We start from the raw sequence: 19,230 nt of genomic DNA, 5'->3' as shown, positions 1-19,230 counted from the left end.
CGGCGACTTTCTCCAATCCGTTCCCGCTGAACGAAGTTCGCGCAGCGGGCTAAGTCGAAAGCGCCGACGACTGGCGCCTGCCATGAATTGGAATGATTCTTCCAATATATGTTGAAATGAAATAAGCTTGCTGCAACGAGGCCGCCGCTGCCCGCGCCGGCCGACCGAGAGGGGGGATCCGCATGGCGCGTGGATGGCTGGCATTTTTCGCAACCGGCGCTGACCAGCCCGAGCTCGCCGACAAGGACGTCATCGACCGGCAGTATCGCAAGCATCGCCTGCGCGTGATGCTTGCGATCACGCTGGGCTACGGCCTGATCTACACCTGCCGCCTGGCGCTCGGCGTGGTCAAGAAGCCGATCATCGACGCCGGCATCTTTACTCCTGCCGAACTGGGTCTGATCGGTTCGGCGCTTTTTTACACCTACGCGATCGGCAAGCTCACCAACGGTTTCCTCGCCGACCACGCGAACATGAAGCGCTTCCTCGCGTTCGCCTTCCTCACCACGGCGCTGTGCAACCTGGCGATGGGTTTCGTCACCGCGGTGTGGCTGGCGGTGGTCCTGTGGGGTCTCAACGGCTGGTTCCAGAGCTTCGGCGCGCCCGGCGGCGTGGTGGCGATGACCGCGTGGTTCTCCAACCGCGAACGCGGGCGCACCTACGGCATCTGGAGCACGGCGCATTCGATCGGCGAGGGCCTGACCTTTCTCGTCGTGGGCGCCATCGTGGCCGCGTTCGGCTGGCGCTTCGGCTTCTGGGGGCCGGGCGTGATCGGCGTGGCCACCGCGATCGGCGCCTACCTGCTGCTGCAGGACCGCCCGCCCACGCTGGGCTTGCCGGCGGTCAACGACTGGAAGAACGACAACTTCGGCGAAACGGCCAAGCCGAAGATCGCCTCGGTGCTGAAACTGCAGCTGTCGATCCTGAAGATGCCCGCGATCTGGGTGCTGTGCCTGGCCTCGGCGACCACCTACGTGACGCGCTACGCGATCAATTCCTGGGGCGTGCTGTACCTGCAGGAAGTGCACGGCTACTCGCTGACCATGGCCGGCACGCTGCTGATGATCAGCACCCTGGCCGGCATGGCCGGCGCGGTCGCGTTCGGTTTCATTTCCGACAAGCTGTTCGATGCGCACCGCCCACCGGTGAACCTGATCTTCGCGCTGCTGGAACTGGCCGGGCTGTTCCTGTTCTTCTACGGGCCCAACCACCTCTGGTCGCTGATCACCGCCATGGTGCTGTTCGGCATGGGGCTGACCGGCCTGGTCACCTCGCTGGGCGGGCTGTTTGCGGTAGACATCGCGCCCAAGCGCGTGGCCGGCGCGGCGATGGGCGTCATCGGCATCTGCAGCTACATCGGCGCCGGCGTGCAGGAGCAGGTGTCCGGCACGCTGATCCAGCACGGCATGACCATGGTCGATGGCGTGCGCCACTACAACTTCGGCCCGGCGATCAGCTTCTGGATCGGCTCGTCCGTGCTTTCCATGCTGCTGGCGCTGAGCCTGTGGCGCACACGTCGCAGGGACTGAAACCATGTTGCGCGCTTCCCCCGAACTCAAGGCGATGATCAAGGCCGCCCAGGTAGCCGGTGACGGCCTGCTGCAGCGCTTCGGCCAGCTCGGTGAACTGGTGGCGCGCACCAAGTCCGGCCCGGCCGACCTGGTCTCGATCGCCGACGAGGAAGCCGAGCGCAGCACCCGCGAAATCCTCGGCAAGGCGCAGCCATCGTTCGGCTTCATCGGCGAAGAGGGCGGCACCACCGGTGGCAGCGACGATGCGCAGAGCTGGATCGTCGACCCGCTGGATGGCACCACCAACTTCCTGTTCGGCACGCCGCTGTGGGGCGTCAACATCGCGCTCGCGCGCGAGGGCGAGGTGGTGGCCGGCGTGACCTGGTTGCCGGTGTTGCGGGAAATGTTCGTGGCGGCGAAAGGCGAGGGCGCCTGGCTCAACAGCGAACCGATCCGCGTCTCCACCCGCAACCGCCTGGTCGACAGCGTGCTCGGCTGCGGCATCCCGTTCGCCGGCAAGCCCGATCACCCGGTGTTCGCCCGCGAGATGGCCCTGCTGTCCGGCGAAGTCGCCGGCATCCGTCGCACCGGCGCGTGCTCGGTCGACATGGCCTACGTCGCGGCCGGACGCTGGGACGCGTACTGGGAACGCTCGCTGTGCGCCTGGGACATGGCGCCGGGCATCATCCTGGTGCGCGAAGCCGGCGGCGTGGCCAGCTCGGTCACCGGTGGCCCGGTGGACGTGCATGGCGGCAATGTCTGCGTGTCCAACGGGCACATCCAGGCCGCGCTGGTGGAACGGCTCAACCGGGCGCTGGAGACATCGGCTTCGTGAATCGCGGGCCAGGTTCGGAAGTTGGTTACGACGCCGGCCACACCAGCGAGCGGTGAATCTGCGCACCTGCCCAGGCGCCGTCGCCCACTGCAAGCGAAACCGAGTGCGGCATCTTCGCGGCGTCACCGCAGGCGAACACGCCCGGCACGGTGGTCTCCTTGGTTTCTCCGGTCGATATCTGCAGGCCCATCGGCGTCTCGACCAGTTCGCAACCGAGCTGTGCCGCGATCGGCGTCGAGGGTTCGTTCCGCGGCGCGGTGAACAGGCCGGCGAAGCTCATGCGTCGTCCGTCGGTGAGCACGACGTCGGCGTCTGCGTCGATCCGCACGATTCGCGTCGCTTCGACCGTCACGCCGCGGCGCGCCAGTTCCCGCGCGGCAGCCTCGTCGAGTTCGAACGTACCGTTGGGGAAGAACGTGGTGTTTCCCCACTCCGGCAGCAGTTGCGCCTGATGGATCGACATCGGCCCTGTCGCGATGACGCCGATGCGGCCCTGATCCAGTTCATAGCCGTGGCAATACGGGCAGTGGAAGATGCTCCTGCCCCAGCGCTCGGCCAGGCCGGGGATTTCGGGCAGCCGATCCGACACGCCGATCGCCAGCAGCAAACGCCGGGCTGAATGCGGGGTGCCGCCACAGGCCACCTGGAAGTCGTCCCTCGTGCCGGTTGCTTGCTCGACCTCGCCATCCAGCCAGGTCAGCGTGGGATACGCGTGCAGTTGCTCGCGGGCAACGCGGGCCAGTGCGGCGGGATCGACGCCGTCCTGGCCCAGGAATCCGTGGGAATGGCTGGCAGTGCGATTGCGTCGCTTGCCGCCGTCGATGATGAGCACGCTGCGGCGCGCCCGCAGCAGCTGCAGGGCCGCGGCCATGCCCGAGTAGCTGCCGCCGATGATGATCACGTCATGCTTCATGCCGGTGCCTCGACCGACGGGCGCCATGGCGGCGCGCGAAATCCGCGGCCAGCGCGGCCAGGGTGACCGACTCGAACCGCTGCAGCAGCAGTGCCTCGGCGTCGGCGAAGGCGGTATCCAGCGCCGCATTGATCGCCTGCTCGACGAGGCATTCGGGATGTTCATTCCGGTTGCCCACGGCGAACAGTGCAGGCTCGCCCAGCGCTTCGTGCAACTGGCGCAGCGTGACCTTGGAGAGATCCGCCGAAATGCGCCAGCCGCCGGCGTGTCCGCGATCCGCCGTGACCAGGCCGGCCTCGCGCAGCAGGCCCATGGTGCGGCGGACCACCACCGGATGCGTGCCAAGGCACTGCGCCAGCGCATCGGACGTCATCGGCGCATCGCACTCGGCCATGTGCAGCAAGGCATGGAGTACGGCGGAAAGTCGGCTGTCTCGTCTCATGTAACAAACGATGTTACGTTAGTGCCTCCATGTCAAGCGGGCGAGGGCAGCATGTCTTCTTTCAACGATCCCCAGGCGGTGGCGCGATACACGGACGGGCCGCTGCGGCAGGTGCCGGGATTGCATGCGCTCCACCAGATGACCGGCCTGCTCCTGCACGAGCACGTGCCCTCCGATGGGCGCGTGCTGGTGCTCGGCGCCGGTGGAGGTCTTGAGCTCAAGGCCTTCGCCGAGACCTACCCGCACTGGCGTCTGCTCGGCGTCGACCCGTCGGCGCCGATGCTGGAATTGGCCGTCCAGACGCTGGGGTCGCTGGCGCCGCGGGTGGAGTTGCTGGAGGGCACCATCGATGCGGCTCCGGCCATCGAATTCGACGGCGCGGTTTGCCTGCTGACCATGCACTTCCTGTCCATCGAGGAACGCCTGCACACGCTGCGTGAGCTGAGGCGCCGATTGAAGCCCGGCGCCCCGCTGGTGATGGCCCATCACAGCGTTCCCGAGGCACCGGACGAAAAGCTGCGCTGGCTGGGCAGGCACGTGGCTTTCATGACTTCAAACGGCATGCCGGTGGCAAACCCGGCCGCCACGATCGAAGCGATGGCCCGCCGCCTCCCGCTGCTTCCCCCCGAAGCCGAGGTCGGCTTGCTGGAGCAGGCCGGCTTCGAGCGGCATGAGCTGTTCTATGCGGCTTTCACGTTCAAGGGATGGGTGGCGTATGCGGCTTCGTGAAAATCCTCCAACCTCACGCCTCGATCGGCAAAGGCTTGTGCGACAGACAGACCGCGTGGATGCCGGGCGTCATCGTCTTGCCGGCCGGCAGCCATTCGATCGGGTCGCCGCGGGCGCACCGAATCCGGCGGGAAGCCACATGCTTCAGCGCGCGGTCATTCCGCCATCCACGCGGTAATTCGCGCCGGTCAGGAACTTGCCGCGATCCGACACGAGCAGCGCAACGACTTCGGCGATGTCCTCGGTGGCGCCGATGCGGCCAAGCGGCAGAAGCTGCAGCCACGCGTCCGTGGAAAATCCCGGCGTCGTCCTGGCGAATTCATCGGAACCCGGTGTCGCGATGACGCCGGGGGACACGACGTTCACGCGGATTGCCGGCGCGAGCTCCAGTGCGAGCGTGCGCGAGTAGTACTCGAGCGCGGCCTTGGCGGCGCCGTAATGCACGAAGGGGGCGAACGGCATCGCTGCCGCCGCGGAGGAAATGTTCACGACCGCTGCAGCTTTCGACTCCCGCAGCGCCGGGAGCAGGGCGTTGGCAAGGCGGATCGCCGCCTGGAGGTTGAGCGCGAAGCTGTCGGCCCATGCCTCGTCGGGGATTGTCCATGAGCCTTCCAGGAAGGCGTGCGCGCCGCCCGCGTTGTTCACCAGGATGTCGAGGCCGCCGAGTGCTGCGAGGGCCTGCGTCGCGACGGCCGCCACGCCTTCGCTCGTGGCGACGTCGCCGGACACGAACGTGGCGCCCGCGGGCATGTCCTTGTCGGCTTTACGTGCGACGACAACGACCTTGGCGCCGGCATCGAGAAGGCGCTGCGCGATCGCCGCGCCGATGCCGCGTGTGCCTCCGGTGACCAGGGCACGGCGGCCGGCAAGTTCTTTCGGGAAATCGGATGGGTTGGACATGGGATGTTCCTTGGTAGAGGTCGATGTTCATCGCGCCGTGATCCGGCCCGCGGGGTGGTCACGATCGTGTCGTGATCACCCGGCATCGCTCACGGCTCCTTCTTGAATTTCGAATAGGTCGTGGAAAATCAGTGGGGCGGATGACTCGCGTCAGCGCTTCTGAAAAGCTCGTGGTGAATGCCGGCCGGGCCTGGCGCGTCAGATCTGCGCCAGCCCGCCATCGACGGCGAGCTCGCTGGCGGTCATGAAGCCGCTGTCCGACGACGCGAGAAAGGCCGCCGCTGCCCCGATCTCCGCCGGTTCGGCCATGCGCTGCAGCGGGTTCATCGAGGCGAACACCTTCATGCCTTCCTCGCCCACCGCGGCCTTGGCCAGTTCGGTCGCCGTCGGCCCGGGCGACAGCACGTTGACCCGGATGCCGGTGCCCTTCAGGTCCTGCGCGAAGGTCTTGGCGAGGTTGCGCACGGCGGCCTTGCTCGCGCTGTAGACGCCGAACGCCGGGGCGCCGGTGGTGCCGGCGCTCGATCCGGTCAGGATGATCGAGCCGCCCGGGCCCATCAGCGGCAGTGCCTTCTGCACCGTGAAAATCGTGCCCTTCACATTGGTGTCGAAGGTTTCGTCGATGTGTTCGGCGGTGATCTCGCCCAGCGGAAGCAGGCTGCCCGTCCCGGCGTTGGCGAACACGATGTCGAGCGTTCCGCGCTCGGCCTTCACCGTTGCGTAAAGCCGGTCGAGATCGGTCGGGTCCGAGACCGAACCCTGCACTGCGCGGGCGTTGGGGCCGAGTTCGGCCACCGCGGCGTCGAGCGCTTCCTGCCGACGGCCGTAGATGAAGACGAAGGCGCCGTCCTCGATGAAGCGCTTTGCCGCCGCGCGGCCGATGCCGGTGGCGCCGCCGGTGATCACCGCGGTCTTTCCATGCAACTTGCTCATGTCATGAATCCTGGATGGGGTTGCAACTGCCGAAGCAGTGATGGGGATGGCGCGCCGATCGCGATCCTTGTCGCGATGGCCGTACGCGCTCAGGGCTGCTGCTTGAACAGGTCCTGGAAAATCAGCGGGCCCCAGACGCGGCCGCGTGCCTGCACCAGGGTGCCGCCTTCGTCGAACCTGCCGAGGTTGACGGGGGCGAAGCCGAGTCGCTTGGCAAGGTCCGCCACTTGCGCGGTGGCCGCTTCGTCGTCGCCCGACAGGAACACCACCCGGTGGCCGCCCTGGACGTTCGGGTCGGTGGTCAGCGTGCGCGCCAGCAGGTGATTGAAGCCCTTGACGAACCTGGCGCCGGGGAACGACCTGGCGGCGAAGGCAGAGGAGGGGAGGCCGTCGAGCGTTTCGACGGGGGCATTCGTGTTCATCGCGTCGATGATCGTCTTGCCCTTCCAGTCCGGAAGCGCCTTGCCGACGTCCTGGTGCGCCTCGAACAGCACCGCCAGGATGATCACGTCCGCCTTGACCGCTTCCTGCAATGTCCGGGGGATGACCTTGGGGCCGATCGCCTGCGCTTGGGGCAACAGGGCTTCGGGCGGCCGCCGACTGGCGACCGTGACCTCGATGTCGTTGCGAGCGAACGCGCGGGCTAGGGCCTGGCCTATGGAACCGAAACCGATGATGGCGTAGCTCATGGGGATGATCCTTCTTGAGTGGAGTGATCCGGCCTGTTCGAGCCGGTTGCCCCACCTATCTGGGTCGCTTGACGCATCAATCCAATTGACGAAATATCGCTTGATACGATCTATTTTCTGGATAACCGATGCTCGACAACGTCACCATCAACCAGCTGCGTGCGTTCGTTGCGGTGTGCGACCAGGGCAGCTTCTCGGGTGCCGCGCGCAAGCTCGCGCGGGCGCAGTCGGCCATCAGCCACGCGATCAAGGCGCTGGAGAGTGCGTTCGACGTCGAGCTGTTCGAGCGCAACACGCGCAAGGCCCAGCTCACCGCGGCGGGGCGCAGCCTTCTGCCGGACGCCCGGGCGGTGATCTCGCGTACGGAGGAAATGAAGAACCGCGCCGGCGCGATCGCCAAGGCCGGCGTGCCGCAGGTATCGGTGGCGGTCGACGCCTACTTCCCGCGCGCCCACCTGGTCGACGGCTTGCGCACGCTGCAGGAAGAGTTTCCGACCGCCGCGATCAACCTGCGCATCACCACCATGCAGGGCGGCGAAAAGCTGGTGCTCGAAAAAGTGTGCGCGCTGGCCGTCACCATCAACGACGTGCCGGAAGTGAACCCGCAAGCCATCGAACGCCACTGGCTGCGCGAGGAGGAGATGGTGACGGTATGCGCGCCGTCCTATCCGCTCGCTTCGACACCCAAACCCATCCCGGTGGACGAGTTTGGCCGATACATACAGGTCATCGTCACGGACAACCAGCCCGGCGCCGAAGAGAGCCAGCAGGGTGTAGCCGGCAAGCGCCAGTGGCTGGTCAACGACCTGGGCGCCAAACGCGACCTGCTCAAGGCCGGCCTCGGCTGGGGACACTTGCCACGGCACCTGGTCAGCGAGGATCTGGCAAGCGGAGCGCTCGTCGAGCTTGAGCGTCGCGCCTGGCACATGGGCCCGCTGACGTTCGTGATCTCGCAGCGCCGGGGGCACGATTTCTCGCCGTGCGAGTTGCGGCTGATCGAGTTGCTCGGGAAACCTCGGCGTTCGCTCGTTTGAAGAAGTGGGAGAAAAGTGTCGGGGGCAATGCGCGACGGATGATGAGGGGCGGAATGGCAGGTTGAGGCCAATCAAAGGAGACCTGGTGAGCTGGCCCGGGTTTGACTGACCCTCTCGGACCGCACGCAGGGTGCCGAGCGAGAATTGCACGTCGAAGTCATGCATTTTCCTGAAGCCCGCGGAGCTCCCGCTTTCCGCGGCCGATCCCGGTGCCGAGTCGGTGCTGCCAGTTGATGCCGAGGAGGTTTCCGTCTGCCTGGAACAGGCACTGCCTGCCTTGACCTGGTCATCCGCTACGGATGCATCCGGGGAAGTGGGCGAGGGCCGGGTGGAATTTTCCCGACCCGGTGAGCATGCGACCCGGTCACTGGCGCCGCACTGCTCGCGTCGCTCGGACTGCACCCCGCTGGTACGGCGGCTGTGCGATCAGTTCGGTTGGGTCGCCTTTGACGAGTCGCCCCTGCTGTTCAAGCCTCACCGTCCACCCCCGGCACCGGGTTGAGGGAGACGTGGCTCATTGCCTTTTTCAGCTCCCCCATTCCGCAACCACGCGCGCGGCGACATGCCCACAGACTGGGTGAAAACCCGCGACAGTGACGACGCGTTGCGATAGCCGAGCTGCAGGCTCGCCGTTTTCAGCGAAGCGCCTTGGCGAAGCAGGGCCTGCGCGACGGCAACGCGCCATTGCGTGAGGTACTCGACCGGCGTGTGGCCGACGTGCTGCTTGAAGGCGGCGGCAAATGCACTGCGCGACATGCCGGCGGTCTCGGCCATGGCGGCCAGCGACCAGTCTGCGCCGGGCTGCTCGTGGATCGCGGTCAGTGTGCGCGCCAGCTTCGGGTCCGACAGGCCGGTCAGCATGCCCGGCGGCAGTTTCGCCTCTGCGGGATGGTCGAGCAGCCAGCGCAGCAGTTGCAGCACCAACACGTCGAACAGGCGGTCGGCCAGCAGGCGCTGGCCGCAGCGTACCCGCTCGGCTTCCGCGAACAGCAGCGCCAGCGTCTGCTCCAGGCCGTCCACCGCCCGCAGCGGCAGCACCAGCAGCGGCGGCAGGGCGCGCGCCAGCGGATGCCGCGCGCCGCCATCGAAATCAAGCGTGGCGCAGACGAAATCCGAACCCTCGGCCGGCGGGTTGTGGAAGCTGTGCGCCAGCGGGCGCGGGTAGAACAACAGGCTCGGTTCGGCCACCTCGATGCGGCGCGGCACACCGCTGCGCGGGCGATGCGTCACCACCAGTTCGCCCCGTCGCAACACGTGCAGGAAACCCCGTCCCGGCCGGGCGTCGAATTGTGCCAACCCGCACAGCGCCCCGGCATGAAACAGGTGCGCCCGCACGTGGAAGCGCTCCATCAGTGACGACAAGCGGTCGAGGGTAGCCATGGTTTGCTTCCGCATCCTGGACGATCAGTGGTATTTCATGGACAAAATAACACCTGTGGAGAGCGCTCCGGGGCGACGCTGGCCCCACGTCGCCAAGCATCCGCCAAGGCGGCACATCCCCGATGAGGAGTCGCCATGTCCACACACTCGCCGTTGCATCCACGTCAGCCGCTCGGCACCCGCGCGCGTCTTGCCATCGCCGTGGCACTGCTGCTGGGCGGTTCGGCCAGCTTCGCCCATGACGGCACCACGCACGCTGGTGGCATCGCCAGCGCACCGGCCAAAGCCGTGCAGGCACCGTTCGACATCGTGCATACCAGGGTCAGCACCGAGGGAAACATCGCCACGTTTCACATCGCCGTATCCGGCAAGGCCGGCGACAGCAAGCCGGTGAAGACCGGCAAGCTCGCCGGCAGCAGCGTGTTCTCCTACGTGTGGCCGACCACGCTCGATCCCTACCTGGTCGGCTTCGAGCATGGCAGCGGCATTCTCGCGTTCGCGGTCACTGCGCATCCCGACTTCGACGACACCCCGCTGTTCGACGAGAACGGCGATGGCGACCCCGGCAATGATGGCAACCTGTGGCACTCGCACTGGGTGGTGCTGCAGCCCGACGACGCCTGCGGCAAGGGCGCGCTGAAGGTGGTCGACATCGCCGAGGGCAGCAAGCCGCGACTGCCCAGGACCTGGCCAGGCCTGCCGATCCTGATCGACAGCCCCGGCTGGAGCCCCGTCTTCGACGACCACTCGCTGGAGGTGCGGGTGCCGTTCGACGACATCGTCGCCGTCGACGCCGCCGGTTTCGACGGTGTCACCGCCGCCTTGCGCGTCAACGCCAGCGTGCACGATCCGCTGCTGTGCGTTGTCGACGTGTTCAAGGTGGCCTCGGGCGACTTGTCACGACCGGGCAGGGTCAATCGCTGATCGGGGAGGGGCGGCGGCTGGCTGTTCTGTCGTGCGCGGTGCGCCTCGTCTCGCGCATCGGCCAGCCGCCCTGGCCCTCCGCCGACGTATTCCGCCAAGCAGGTGATTCGCGCGACTGCGTGGTGTGGCGGTGAGGGGGTGAGACGGACGCGCTTCGCCTCGACGGCCGCGGGGAGTACCGTGCATCGCATCGGCTGCGTCGCCAGCCATCTGCTTTCCCCTGCTTCATGCCCGACGATCTGGCCTACTTTCCCATCGATACGCCGCTCGGCGTTTTCCTCGTCGCCGAGCGCGACGGAGCCCTGAAAGGCGGCTGGTTCGAGGGGCAGAAGTACTTTCCGGCCATCTCGCCGGAAGCCGGGTGGCGGAAGGCCGCGACGCCCTTGTTGCACGAGGCCGGGCGGCAGCTGGACGCCTATTTCGCCGGCGAGCTGACGCACCTGGAGATGCCGCTGGCGCCGGAAGGCACCGCGTTCCAGCAGCAGGTGTGGCGCGCGCTGTGCGCGGTGCCGTACGGGGAGACGACGACGTACGCGGCGTTGGCGCGGGCGATTGGCCGGCCCGAGGCGTTCCATCCGGTGGGCGCGGCGGTGGGGCGCAACCCGATTTCGCTGTTCGTGCCTTGCCACCGCGCGCTGGGCAGCAACGGCTCGCTGACCGGCTACGCGGGCGGGCTGGCCCGCAAGCGCTGGCTGCTCGATCACGAAGGACGCGAGCGCCGCTTGTTCGATTGAGCCGGGAATGACGGCCCCGACCAGGATGCCTTGTCGGGCGGCTTTGGCATCCAGGTGCAGATCACGGCGGCGCGCGGCCGCCGCTTGAACCCGGCGCCCTCCGCCCCTTTGCTGCCGTTGATTGGCCGGGTCGCGAGGCTCGCGAGCGGTCTCGGGCCTTAGCCCTGCACTGGCTGCGGCTCGCCCATCCCGCCCTGCAGCGCCTGTCGATCGATCTCCGCCCGCAGCAACGCCGTCGCGATATGGATCTCCCTGCTGCCGGCCTGGTTCAGCGTCTGGATGAATCGTTCCAGGCTGCCTGGTGCGACACCTTCACGCAACGCAGGCAGCATGACGAGCCAGTCGCCCTTGATGCCCCGCTGCTCCAGGTAGATGTCCATCAATTTCTCCGCCTCGAACCAGAACGGGGATGTTCCGACCTTGACGGGTATGTCGATGGTATTCACGCTCCAGGCACCCCACTCCGCGACGTGCGTGTCGGCTTTGGGCGCTCCGGCCCTCGCGAGCCCTCCGCACAGCAGCGACAGGGCTGCCTCCCGCGCCTGCGCGCTGATCCCTGCCTGCAGCAGCGCGGTAACCGCGGCGGCTCGTTGAAGGGCCACCGCCATCCACAGGGCGTGCTCGCGCTCCTCGTGCGAGGTGCACCGCGCCACGACTCCGGCGGCGGCCTGGGGCGTGTCGTCGTTCCACAGCAATTCGATGATCGCCTGCTTGAACTCGAACTGCCTGCTCTGTGCTTCCGTTGTCATGGGCGTTCCTGGGGTGCTCGTGATTTCGTGGTACGACGGCGGCAACCGGCAGCGTCCGCGTGGACAGTCGGCGCGAACGTCTGACGGTAGTCGGCAGGTTCAACCGCGTCTTCCGCGCTGGTGGCTGTGGTTGCCGATACCGGCAGGTGCCGCAGTGAAGAAGGACTTTCGCTGGCGCCGCGTGCCGCTGCCAGCTTGCGGGGGCGGCCCGCGCCTGGCCTATTGCTTGGTGCGTCAGCGAGAGGAAGCGATGAAGCTGTTGGGTGCGTAAAGCACCCAGTCGGCTTCCTCGCCGTTCACCGCCACGTGAGCATTGAACGCGACGCAGCTGTGATCCGGGCAGGGACTGGCGTACGCCATGTTGCCCGGGGCGGGAGCGAGCAGCGCATAGTCATGCCTGGCATTGATCTCGCGGCAGAACTCGGGTGCGCCGCCGATGATCTTGATCACCACCGGGTTTGCATAATATCTGTGGTCCAGCACCTGCAGCTTGAATTCTTCGGAGGTACAAGCCCAGGCGCCAGACTTGAAGCTGACCGAAGTGGCCTGGGCGGGCGGCGCAGGCAGCGCTTCCTGCGCGAGGGTCGGCATCAGGCCGTTCCTCCCGAAATGCCAGAGAAGAATGCCGCCAAACACCACCAGCCCCACCAATGCCCGCTTCAACATCTTTGTCTCCCCCTCGATCCTCCATGGATCGTCGTGACGCAGAATTGCACCGCATTTCAGGGGCGTCAAACCAGGCAAGCGAAACCGGGGCGGAGAAAGTCAGTGCCCTCTGCTCGATGTCCGCGTGCTTCGGCGGCCTCGGACGGCGCAAGCTCACCAGGTGGCCGATGGTCTTTTCCTCCATGGCCTCGATTGACTTCCTTCATTCCGCTTTCGGCGGCAGTTGAACCCGGCGCGTGCTGTCGCCAGAATGGCCCGGCGGCGCAGGTGGCGGTCGCACAGGGTATGGGGAATGTACCGGTCGGCTGTGCCGTCGGATTGCAGCGCCCGCGAATCGGGCGCGAGGGGACGCTCATTTGATTTTCTACGCAACGGGCCTGCTGCTCGTCGTCGGCGCGGTCTGGCTGTTCAATCGACTGGTGCGGCTGCGCAATCAGGTTCGCAACGCGTGGAGCGATGTCGACGTGCAGTTGCAGCGTCGCCACGATCTGGTGCCCATGCTGGTCGAAGCGGTCAAGGGTTACGCCAGCCATGAGCGGCAGTTGCTGGAACGTGTCGCCGCCGAGCGCAGCGCGGCGATGCGCGGCGGAACCCCGGCGCAGCGGATCGCGCCCGAGATTGCGTTGGGCCAGCAACTGGTGCGCCTGGTCGCGCTGGGCGAGGTTTACCCGGAGCTCAAGGCCAGCGGGAACTTCAGCCAGCTTTCGGACGAGCTGGTGGAGGTGGAGAACACCTTGCAGCACGCCCGGCGCTTCTACAACGGCTCGGTGCGCGAGTACAACACGGCGCGCGAAACGTTTCCCACCTTGCTGATCGCCGCGCCGCTCGCCTTCAGGCCCGCGGAGTTCTTCGCCGCCGACGCCGATGCCAGGGCCAATGTCCAGGTCAGGCTCGGGGAGCCTGCATGAGGCTTGCCGGCGGTCTCGTGCGGCATCGGATCTCGCGCATGTTGTGCCTCGTTGCCGTGACGCTTGCCGCCGGCAGTGCGATGGCGCAGGACGCCGGTCAGTCCGGTGTCGAACCCACCACGATGACGCGCGATACGTCGATCTGGGTCAACCACGACTACTCGATCGAGGTCAGCGAGACTACGGAGGTCAACGCGGCGACCCCGTGGGAGTTCCATCGCGACCTGGTTCTTCCGGGCCGCAAGCTCGCACTTCGCGACGTGTTCCTGATGGGGGCTGCCGAGAACGGCGACGGGGTGACGACCGAGGTTGCGCCGCTGGGCGATGGCGTGCGTATCACCGTGCATCCGACACGTCGCGTGGGGATGCAGTTGTTCGAACTCGATTACCGCGTCCTGTACAAGGCGGTCGACGATGGCAAGCTCGTTTGGCCGCTCACCTCGGCCACCGATCGACTGTCGCTGCAGCGTGCGAAATTGGTGGTGAAGCTGCCGCAGGAAACGCCTTCCAGTCAGATCCATGCGCAGTTCCAGCTCGACGGTGCGCCTGTCGCGGCAGGGGATCGCCGAGTCACCGGAACCAAGGTCGACCTGGGTTGGCACGATGCCGTCGCGCCGGGGCAGGTGTTGGGCGCGGTGCTCACGTTTCCCGAGGTGGCCGAGGCATCGACCCCCCTTTTGTCGGCGGGGCCGGCCTGGATGTTCAACGGCACCGTGTGGCTGGCCGTGCTGGCGTTGTACTACCTCCTGGCGAAAATTTTCTTCACCGGCGGCGGCGACGGCAAACCCGTGATCGTGGAGTACGAGCCGCCGACCGGCTGGTCCGCCGGCGCCGTGCGGTTGCTGTGGCACGGTGCCTGGGATGAAAAATGCTTTGCCACCGGCGTGCTCGGCATCGCCGCCAAGGGTGGGCTCACGCTGGCCCGGCAGGACGATGGCACATGGGTGGCAACGCGAACCGGCGGTGACCTTGCCCCGGCCTTGACGATGGACGAACACCGGTTGCGTTCGGCGTTGTTCGCGTTTGGCCCCACGGCGGAGTTCTCCGAGGCCCATGCCGACAGCACCGGCCTTGCCGAGCTTGCTTTCCGGCGTGCGCTGGAGAATCGCTGCGCGGGCGAACGTCCAGGCGATCCCGCCTGGCTGTTGATCCCCGGCTGGCTGACCGCGCTGACCGGCGCCACGCTGTTGTTCTTCGGCATCGACAGTCGTTTCGTGATCCTGGGCGAGATTGCGGCTCCCAGCCTCGTTGGTGCGCTCGTCGTGGCGATGCTGATGGACGTGGTCCCGCTTGCGCTCCTGCGCGCCACTCGCGCGCAGGTGTACGTCGTGGCCGCGATCGCCGCGATCGGCCTGCTGGGCGGCGGCGATCGGCTGGACTGGCTGGCGGGCGCCGCGCTGCTCGCCGGCCAGGTCGCCGCGGGCTGGTGGTTGCTGCGCCAACCGCCGCGGGAGACGCCGTTGCGGCGCAAGCTGCACGGCTTCCGCTGGTACCTCGGCACCGCCGAACAGCAGGACATGGATGCGCGCTACAAGCCGTCGCTCCATCCCGAACTCCAGGCGAGCCTGCTGCCGTACGCGATGGCGCTGGATGTGGCGGTGACGTGGAACGCCCGCTTCGCGCATTCGCTCGAAGAGGCGGGAGGGCAAGAGGATTTCATTGCCAGCCTGAATCCCGACCATGACGACGCCGCGCTGGAACTGCTGGCTTTTGCACAGGCGATGGCGCGTCGCATCCCGAAATAAAGGGCGCATGCGATGGAAACGCGGCGGCCGGTCGCTGGACAGGCCCGGGAGGCTAGGGCGAAAGCTTGCGGCAAGTCACGGGCCAGCCTGCGTCCCGTAGCCATCCCGCCGGAAACACGACAGCGCGCCGATTCGCCGATGGCCGTACCCCGGACGACTGTCGAGTCCGGTGCGCCGCCAGTGAAGCAGGGAAGATGTACGCTGCGTGGTTGAAGTGATGCCCGCGGCAGCTGGCGCCGCGGGTCGTGCAGCAGGGATGGAGATTGCGATGACGTCCGCAGCAGCCCCCGAGTGGCGCACCAGCGCCTGGTTGAACACGCCCGAGCCATTGACCCTCGGCCATTTTCGCGGGCGGGTGGTGCTGCTGCACGCGTTCCAGATGCTTTGTCCGGGCTGCGTGGCGCACGGCATTCCGCAGGCGCAGCGTGTGGCCAAGCTGTTCGAGGGCGCGCCGCTGGCGGTGGTCGGCTTGCACACGGTGTTCGAGCACCACGCGGCGATGGGGCCGGAGTCGTTGCGCGCGTTCCTGTACGAATACCGCATCGCGTTTCCGGTCGGCATCGACGCGCCCGGCCCGGCCGGCGATCCGATTCCGTGCACCATGCGCGCGTATGCCATGCAGGGCACGCCGACCACGATCCTGATCGACGCGCAGGGGCGGCTGCGTCGCCAAGTGTTCGGCCAGCACGATGACCTGCTGCTCGGCGCGGAAATCGGCACGTTGCTGGCGGAGCTGGAGCAGTCGCGCCCGCAGGTGGCGGACGCGGCGCCTTCGGCGGAACCTTGCAGCGAAGATCGCTGCGGGATCGCCGCGGGGGCGCGGCCGCCGCCGTCGTAGCGACGCCTCGCACGGCTGAAGGATGATGAGGAAGCGCGGCCTAGGCTGATCGCTCCGGCACATCGGGATGCATGTCCATCGCGCCCGGCGTGGTGTGCACCAGCGGCACGAAGTTGTCGTCCGGCGTCACTTCGCGCTTGCGGCGCATGAAGCGGTACAGCGCGTAGCCGGCCAGCAGGCCGTCGAGCACCGCGAACCAGCCGAACAGGAGCGTCGGCCGCGTCAGGCTCATCAGCGTGCCCGCCAGCAGCGGCCCCACCGCCGAGCCGATGCCGTTGACCAGCAGCACCGTGCTCGATCCGGACAGCAGCTCGTCGCGGCGCAGATAGTCCACCAGGTGCGCCACCGCGATCGGGTACACCGCGAAGCTCATGCCGCCGAAGGCGAACACCAGCAGCATGGCGATGGTGTGGCCGGCGTTCGGCAACACCAGGTTGGCCAGCGCCGCCAATGCCGCGGTGGCGCTGATCAACGCCAGCGCCAGGCGCCGGTCGATGCGGTCGGACAACCGTCCCAGCGGCAGTTGCAGCACCACGCCACCGGCGATCGCCACGCTCATGTAGGTGCCGACTTCGGCCGCGCCGAGACCGCGCGCGGCCGCATACAACGGCAGCAGGCCCCAGAACGCGCCCAGCACCATGCCCGAGATCAGTGCGCTGACCAGCGCGGTCGGCACCAGCCGGAACATGCGCCCGACCTGGACGCGCGGCGCGGCATGGATGGACGGCTGCGGCTGCGGGGTCATCACCACCGGCAGGTTCGCCGCGCAGACCAGGATCGCCACCACGCAGAACAACACGAAGCCCTCGCCGCCGATGTGCAGGAACTGCTGCGCGATCGCGCTGGCACCGAGGTTCAGCATCATGTAGACGGCGAACACCGAACTGCGATGCTTCGGATCGGCGGCGGTGTTCAGCCAGCTCTCGATGATCGCGTACAGGCCCACCAGCAGCAGCCCCTGCAACACGCGCAGCACCAGCCATGCCGCGTAGGCCGAGGTCAGTGCCTGCACCAGCACCACCACCGCCAGCAGCGAGGTGCAGAAGGCGAAGGTGCGGATATGGCCGAAGCGATGCGTCAGCCGGGGCACGGTGTAGGTGCCGACCAGGAAACCGGTGTAATAGGCCGAGGTCAGCACGCCGATCATCGCCACGGAGAAGCCCAGCACCTCGCCCTGCAACGCGATATGCGTGTGCAGCAGGCCGACGCCCATCAACAGGAACACGGTGCTCGACAACAGCGGTGCGGTGGTGCGGATGCTGCTCAACATGCGAAAGACCCGGGGATGGCACGCGCCGCGCGACCGGCGAAGCCGGTGCGGCTTCGGCAGGGTAACCGGACGGGAAAGCGTTTGTCGCCGCCCGGCAGTGTGCGGGCCATGGCGTACGCACGGCGAAGCGTGGCCCGGAACAACCGACACGACGGCGTTGAACGCGTTGCGCCGCCCCGGTCCCGTCGACTTCCCAACCCCAGGAGCGGGCTCCTGCGAGGGCGTGGAATTCCGGGGGCCGTGGCGTCGACGACGACGGCCGCGCACCTTGGCCGGAATGACGGCACGACGAGACGGCGAGGGGTCTCTTCGCTATCAGTATCGTGCCGTCGTCAGCGGCGCATCGGCCCATTGCCATGCGGTCGCCTGCAGCTTCGAGGTTTCGCGCGCGGCGTCGACCTGACCGAGCTTTTGCTGGGCCTGCGCCAGGCCGAACAGCGACCAGCCGTTGAGCGGGTAGGTTTTCAGGTCCTGGTTGAATGCTTCCGCCGCGCCCGCGGCATCGCCGGTTTCGAGCAGCGCGGCGCCGAGGTAGGGGCGGACCGGGAGCGGCCAGTCGGCCGGTTCGTTGTAGGCCAGCGCATCCTCGGCGGCTGCCGCTTCGTGCAGCGCGGCGATGGCCTGCGCGTACTTGCCTTGTGCGCGCAGCAGTTCCCCGCGCAGCAGGGCGTCGGCCACGCGCAGCACGCCATCGGCGTGGTTGATGTCGAAGAAGCTTACTTTCGCCATTGCCGGATCGACGGCGATCGCATGCAGGGCGTCGGCTTCGCGAGCGGCTTCGATCAGGGTGCCCTTGCGCGTGTGTGCCATGCCGCGGGCGAAGTGACGGATCGCCGCGGGGTATGGCAGTTCCGGTGACGCGGCGGTGTCGGCAAGAATCGCGTCCCAGTCGCCGAAGCGGACTTGCGTGAGCAGAGGCGTGACCACGAATTGCTGCATGAACTCCATTGGCGCCGCGCCCATTGCGGCACGGTCGGCGCGCCGGGCAGTCTGCTCGGCCGCCTGCAGCGCCAGGGTGCGCGAGCCGGTCAGGCCTGTCGTCATCGTGGCGAAGTGCCAGTTGTGCGGCACGTAGCCCAGCGGATAGACGCCGTTGCTGCCGCGGCACATCGCCAGGAAATCCTTGTCGGCGGTGGTGGCGGCGAGGTTGGTCAGGGTCGCGTCGTGGTAGCGGCCGACGCGGATGTAGGTGTGCGCGGGCATGTGCACCAGGTGGCCCGAACCGGGCGCCAGCGCGGCCAGCGCGTCGGCGTGGGGTTCGGCGCGCTGTGGCTCGGGCGAGGATTCGGTGGCGTGGATGTAGTAGTGCATCGCACCGATGTGGCGCGGGTTGCGCGCCAGCACGCGTTCCAGTTCGCCGAGCAGGCGCGGGGTGAACCGGGCCGGGGTGCCGTCCTTTTCCCAGTACGCCCAGGGCGAGAGATCCATCAACGCCTCCGCGTACAGGGTGGCGGCATCGTCGTCCTCGGGGAATTGCGCGACCACGCGCGCCATCGCTTCGGCATAGGCGCGGTCCAGCGGTGCGCGATCTTCCGGCGCCGGGTCGGCATAACGCAGTTGCAGTGCCTGGATCAGCGCGCGATCGACCGGACGTGCGGTGGCGGCCAGGCTGGCCGCGCGCGCGGCGAGGGCGGTGGCGTCCTTCGCGTGGTCCGGGTCCATCGGCAGGTTGATGTTCGGCCCCAGCACCAGCGCCTGGCCCCAGACGCACATCGCGCATTGCGGGTCCAGTCGCGCCGCCTCGGCGAAGTTGCGCCCGGCCGCCTCGTGGTTGAAGCCATACGCCATGCGCAGGCCCTGGTCGAAATGGCGTTGCGCCAAGGGCACCGGGGTGGCCACGTCGTGGTGCAGGTCGCCGAAGGTATCGAACAGCGGCGGCGCAGCGGTTTCGCGCGCGGATGCGGCGTCGCCGGCCGCCCTCGGCGCGGGATTGCAGCCCGCCAGCAGGACTGCCAGCAGCGGCAGGAACAAGCATCGACGGATCATCGTGATTCTCCCATGGTCGGTTCGGAAACAGGGGGGAAGCAGCG

At 67.6% G+C, this 19,230-nt stretch carries 20 protein-coding genes; 10 read left to right on the top strand and 10 right to left on the bottom strand.

The features are described from left to right. The first annotated feature begins 182 nt into the window (after positions 1–182). Both ACVCL3_RS05410 and ACVCL3_RS05405 read left to right on the top strand, forming a co-directional pair. Entirely contained in the window at positions 183–1,529 is a 1,347-nt protein-coding gene (locus ACVCL3_RS05410; protein ID WP_447100649.1) for an MFS transporter, read from the top strand. Between the two features lie 4 nt (positions 1,530–1,533). Then, positions 1,534–2,346 carry an inositol monophosphatase family protein gene (locus ACVCL3_RS05405; protein WP_056716325.1) on the top strand — a complete coding sequence of 271 codons (813 nt, stop codon included), beginning with the start codon at positions 1,534–1,536 and terminating at the stop codon, positions 2,344–2,346. 25 nt (positions 2,347–2,371) lie between these two features. Here the strand turns inward: ACVCL3_RS05405 and ACVCL3_RS05400 are convergent, their stop codons facing one another. Beyond that, entirely contained in the window at positions 2,372–3,259 is an 888-nt protein-coding gene (locus ACVCL3_RS05400; RefSeq protein ID WP_447100648.1) for an NAD(P)/FAD-dependent oxidoreductase, read from the bottom strand. Further along, positions 3,249–3,701 carry an Rrf2 family transcriptional regulator gene (locus ACVCL3_RS05395; RefSeq protein ID WP_447100647.1) on the bottom strand — a complete coding sequence of 151 codons (453 nt, stop codon included), beginning with the start codon at positions 3,699–3,701 and terminating at the stop codon, positions 3,249–3,251. The genes ACVCL3_RS05400 and ACVCL3_RS05395 overlap by 11 nt, the downstream gene beginning before the upstream one ends. A gap of 51 nt (positions 3,702–3,752) precedes the next feature. Here ACVCL3_RS05395 and ACVCL3_RS05390 point away from each other — a divergent pair, with 51 nt between their 5' ends. After that, complete coding sequence (locus ACVCL3_RS05390) at positions 3,753–4,430, top strand: class I SAM-dependent methyltransferase (protein ID WP_447100646.1); 678 nt, start codon at positions 3,753–3,755, stop codon at positions 4,428–4,430. 144 nt (positions 4,431–4,574) lie between these two features. Here the strand turns inward: ACVCL3_RS05390 and ACVCL3_RS05385 are convergent, their stop codons facing one another. The 3 genes from ACVCL3_RS05385 to ACVCL3_RS05375 form a co-directional block, all read right to left on the bottom strand. Next, positions 4,575–5,330, bottom strand: coding sequence for an oxidoreductase (locus ACVCL3_RS05385; protein WP_447100645.1), 756 nt, complete (start codon positions 5,328–5,330; stop codon positions 4,575–4,577). Positions 5,331–5,528: 198 nt separating this feature from the next. After that, the gene (locus ACVCL3_RS05380; protein ID WP_447099295.1) at positions 5,529–6,263 is read right to left on the bottom strand and encodes an SDR family NAD(P)-dependent oxidoreductase; all 735 of its coding nucleotides are present in this window, start codon (positions 6,261–6,263) and stop codon (positions 5,529–5,531) included. Between the two features lie 89 nt (positions 6,264–6,352). After that, complete coding sequence (locus ACVCL3_RS05375) at positions 6,353–6,952, bottom strand: NADPH-dependent F420 reductase (RefSeq protein ID WP_447099294.1); 600 nt, start codon at positions 6,950–6,952, stop codon at positions 6,353–6,355. A 128-nt stretch (positions 6,953–7,080) separates the two neighbouring features. Here ACVCL3_RS05375 and ACVCL3_RS05370 point away from each other — a divergent pair, with 128 nt between their 5' ends. Beyond that, complete coding sequence (locus tag ACVCL3_RS05370; protein WP_447099293.1) at positions 7,081–7,986, top strand: LysR family transcriptional regulator; 906 nt, start codon at positions 7,081–7,083, stop codon at positions 7,984–7,986. A gap of 474 nt (positions 7,987–8,460) precedes the next feature. Here the strand turns inward: ACVCL3_RS05370 and ACVCL3_RS05365 are convergent, their stop codons facing one another. Beyond that, on the bottom strand, positions 8,461–9,366 hold the full coding sequence (locus ACVCL3_RS05365; protein WP_447099292.1) for an AraC family transcriptional regulator: 906 nt from the start codon (positions 9,364–9,366) through the stop codon (positions 8,461–8,463). A 135-nt stretch (positions 9,367–9,501) separates the two neighbouring features. Here ACVCL3_RS05365 and ACVCL3_RS05360 point away from each other — a divergent pair, with 135 nt between their 5' ends. Together ACVCL3_RS05360 and ACVCL3_RS05355 are read left to right on the top strand one after the other, a co-directional pair. Continuing rightward, positions 9,502–10,290 (top strand): hypothetical protein, encoded by a 789-nt coding sequence (locus tag ACVCL3_RS05360; protein WP_447100644.1) that lies wholly within the window; start codon positions 9,502–9,504, stop codon positions 10,288–10,290. A 227-nt stretch (positions 10,291–10,517) separates the two neighbouring features. Beyond that, positions 10,518–11,024 carry a methylated-DNA--[protein]-cysteine S-methyltransferase gene (locus ACVCL3_RS05355; protein ID WP_447100643.1) on the top strand — a complete coding sequence of 169 codons (507 nt, stop codon included), beginning with the start codon at positions 10,518–10,520 and terminating at the stop codon, positions 11,022–11,024. A 158-nt stretch (positions 11,025–11,182) separates the two neighbouring features. Here ACVCL3_RS05355 and ACVCL3_RS05350 read toward each other — a convergent pair whose 3' ends face one another. Then, on the bottom strand, positions 11,183–11,773 hold the full coding sequence (locus tag ACVCL3_RS05350) for a hypothetical protein (RefSeq protein ID WP_447100642.1): 591 nt from the start codon (positions 11,771–11,773) through the stop codon (positions 11,183–11,185). Between the two features lie 234 nt (positions 11,774–12,007). Next, positions 12,008–12,439: a hypothetical protein gene (locus tag ACVCL3_RS05345; protein WP_447100641.1), complete on the bottom strand. Its 432-nt coding sequence runs from the start codon at positions 12,437–12,439 to the stop codon at positions 12,008–12,010. Positions 12,440–12,462: 23 nt separating this feature from the next. Between ACVCL3_RS05345 and ACVCL3_RS05340 the strand changes: the two genes are divergently transcribed. The 4 genes from ACVCL3_RS05340 (at position 12,463) to ACVCL3_RS05325 (ending at position 15,930) form a co-directional block, all read left to right on the top strand. Continuing rightward, positions 12,463–12,666, top strand: coding sequence for a hypothetical protein (locus ACVCL3_RS05340; protein WP_447099288.1), 204 nt, complete (start codon positions 12,463–12,465; stop codon positions 12,664–12,666). 129 nt (positions 12,667–12,795) lie between these two features. After that, a complete protein-coding gene (locus ACVCL3_RS05335) occupies positions 12,796–13,347 on the top strand; it encodes a LemA family protein (protein ID WP_395117404.1) in 552 nt (183 codons plus the stop codon). Positions 13,348–13,385: 38 nt separating this feature from the next. Then, entirely contained in the window at positions 13,386–15,092 is a 1,707-nt protein-coding gene (locus tag ACVCL3_RS05330) for a hypothetical protein (protein WP_447100640.1), read from the top strand. Between the two features lie 268 nt (positions 15,093–15,360). Next, positions 15,361–15,930: a peroxiredoxin family protein gene (locus ACVCL3_RS05325; protein WP_447100639.1), complete on the top strand. Its 570-nt coding sequence runs from the start codon at positions 15,361–15,363 to the stop codon at positions 15,928–15,930. Positions 15,931–15,970: 40 nt separating this feature from the next. On the opposite strand, the gene ACVCL3_RS05320 is transcribed toward ACVCL3_RS05325, so the two are convergent. Both ACVCL3_RS05320 and ACVCL3_RS05315 read right to left on the bottom strand, forming a co-directional pair. Beyond that, positions 15,971–17,200, bottom strand: coding sequence for an MFS transporter (locus tag ACVCL3_RS05320; RefSeq protein ID WP_447100638.1), 1,230 nt, complete (start codon positions 17,198–17,200; stop codon positions 15,971–15,973). 315 nt (positions 17,201–17,515) lie between these two features. Continuing rightward, positions 17,516–19,186, bottom strand: a complete 1,671-nt coding sequence (locus ACVCL3_RS05315) for a tetratricopeptide repeat protein (RefSeq protein ID WP_447100637.1) — start codon at positions 19,184–19,186, stop codon at positions 17,516–17,518. Positions 19,187–19,230 lie beyond the last annotated feature (44 nt).

The sequence above is a fragment of the Rhodanobacter sp. UC4437_H4 genome (genome assembly GCF_052978425.1).
This window is presented reverse-complemented; position numbering and strand designations above follow the sequence as displayed.

What these genes read in the sequence shown, in the direction of transcription:
- ACVCL3_RS05410 (WP_447100649.1), top strand. Translation starts at nt 183, where the DNA reads ATGGCGCGTGGATGGCTGGCATTTTTCGCAACCGGCGCTGACCAGCCC.
- ACVCL3_RS05405 (WP_056716325.1), top strand. Translation starts at nt 1,534, where the DNA reads ATGTTGCGCGCTTCCCCCGAACTCAAGGCGATGATCAAGGCCGCCCAG.
- ACVCL3_RS05400 (WP_447100648.1), bottom strand. Translation starts at nt 3,259, where the DNA reads ATGAAGCATGACGTGATCATCATCGGCGGCAGCTACTCGGGCATGGCC.
- ACVCL3_RS05395 (WP_447100647.1), bottom strand. Translation starts at nt 3,701, where the DNA reads ATGAGACGAGACAGCCGACTTTCCGCCGTACTCCATGCCTTGCTGCAC.
- ACVCL3_RS05390 (WP_447100646.1), top strand. Translation starts at nt 3,753, where the DNA reads ATGTCTTCTTTCAACGATCCCCAGGCGGTGGCGCGATACACGGACGGG.
- ACVCL3_RS05385 (WP_447100645.1), bottom strand. Translation starts at nt 5,330, where the DNA reads ATGTCCAACCCATCCGATTTCCCGAAAGAACTTGCCGGCCGCCGTGCC.
- ACVCL3_RS05380 (WP_447099295.1), bottom strand. Translation starts at nt 6,263, where the DNA reads ATGAGCAAGTTGCATGGAAAGACCGCGGTGATCACCGGCGGCGCCACC.
- ACVCL3_RS05375 (WP_447099294.1), bottom strand. Translation starts at nt 6,952, where the DNA reads ATGAGCTACGCCATCATCGGTTTCGGTTCCATAGGCCAGGCCCTAGCC.
- ACVCL3_RS05370 (WP_447099293.1), top strand. Translation starts at nt 7,081, where the DNA reads ATGCTCGACAACGTCACCATCAACCAGCTGCGTGCGTTCGTTGCGGTG.
- ACVCL3_RS05365 (WP_447099292.1), bottom strand. Translation starts at nt 9,366, where the DNA reads ATGGCTACCCTCGACCGCTTGTCGTCACTGATGGAGCGCTTCCACGTG.
- ACVCL3_RS05360 (WP_447100644.1), top strand. Translation starts at nt 9,502, where the DNA reads ATGTCCACACACTCGCCGTTGCATCCACGTCAGCCGCTCGGCACCCGC.
- ACVCL3_RS05355 (WP_447100643.1), top strand. Translation starts at nt 10,518, where the DNA reads ATGCCCGACGATCTGGCCTACTTTCCCATCGATACGCCGCTCGGCGTT.
- ACVCL3_RS05350 (WP_447100642.1), bottom strand. Translation starts at nt 11,773, where the DNA reads ATGACAACGGAAGCACAGAGCAGGCAGTTCGAGTTCAAGCAGGCGATC.
- ACVCL3_RS05345 (WP_447100641.1), bottom strand. Translation starts at nt 12,439, where the DNA reads ATGTTGAAGCGGGCATTGGTGGGGCTGGTGGTGTTTGGCGGCATTCTT.
- ACVCL3_RS05340 (WP_447099288.1), top strand. Translation starts at nt 12,463, where the DNA reads ATGGATCGTCGTGACGCAGAATTGCACCGCATTTCAGGGGCGTCAAAC.
- ACVCL3_RS05330 (WP_447100640.1), top strand. Translation starts at nt 13,386, where the DNA reads ATGTTGTGCCTCGTTGCCGTGACGCTTGCCGCCGGCAGTGCGATGGCG.
- ACVCL3_RS05325 (WP_447100639.1), top strand. Translation starts at nt 15,361, where the DNA reads ATGACGTCCGCAGCAGCCCCCGAGTGGCGCACCAGCGCCTGGTTGAAC.
- ACVCL3_RS05320 (WP_447100638.1), bottom strand. Translation starts at nt 17,200, where the DNA reads ATGTTGAGCAGCATCCGCACCACCGCACCGCTGTTGTCGAGCACCGTG.
- ACVCL3_RS05315 (WP_447100637.1), bottom strand. Translation starts at nt 19,186, where the DNA reads ATGATCCGTCGATGCTTGTTCCTGCCGCTGCTGGCAGTCCTGCTGGCG.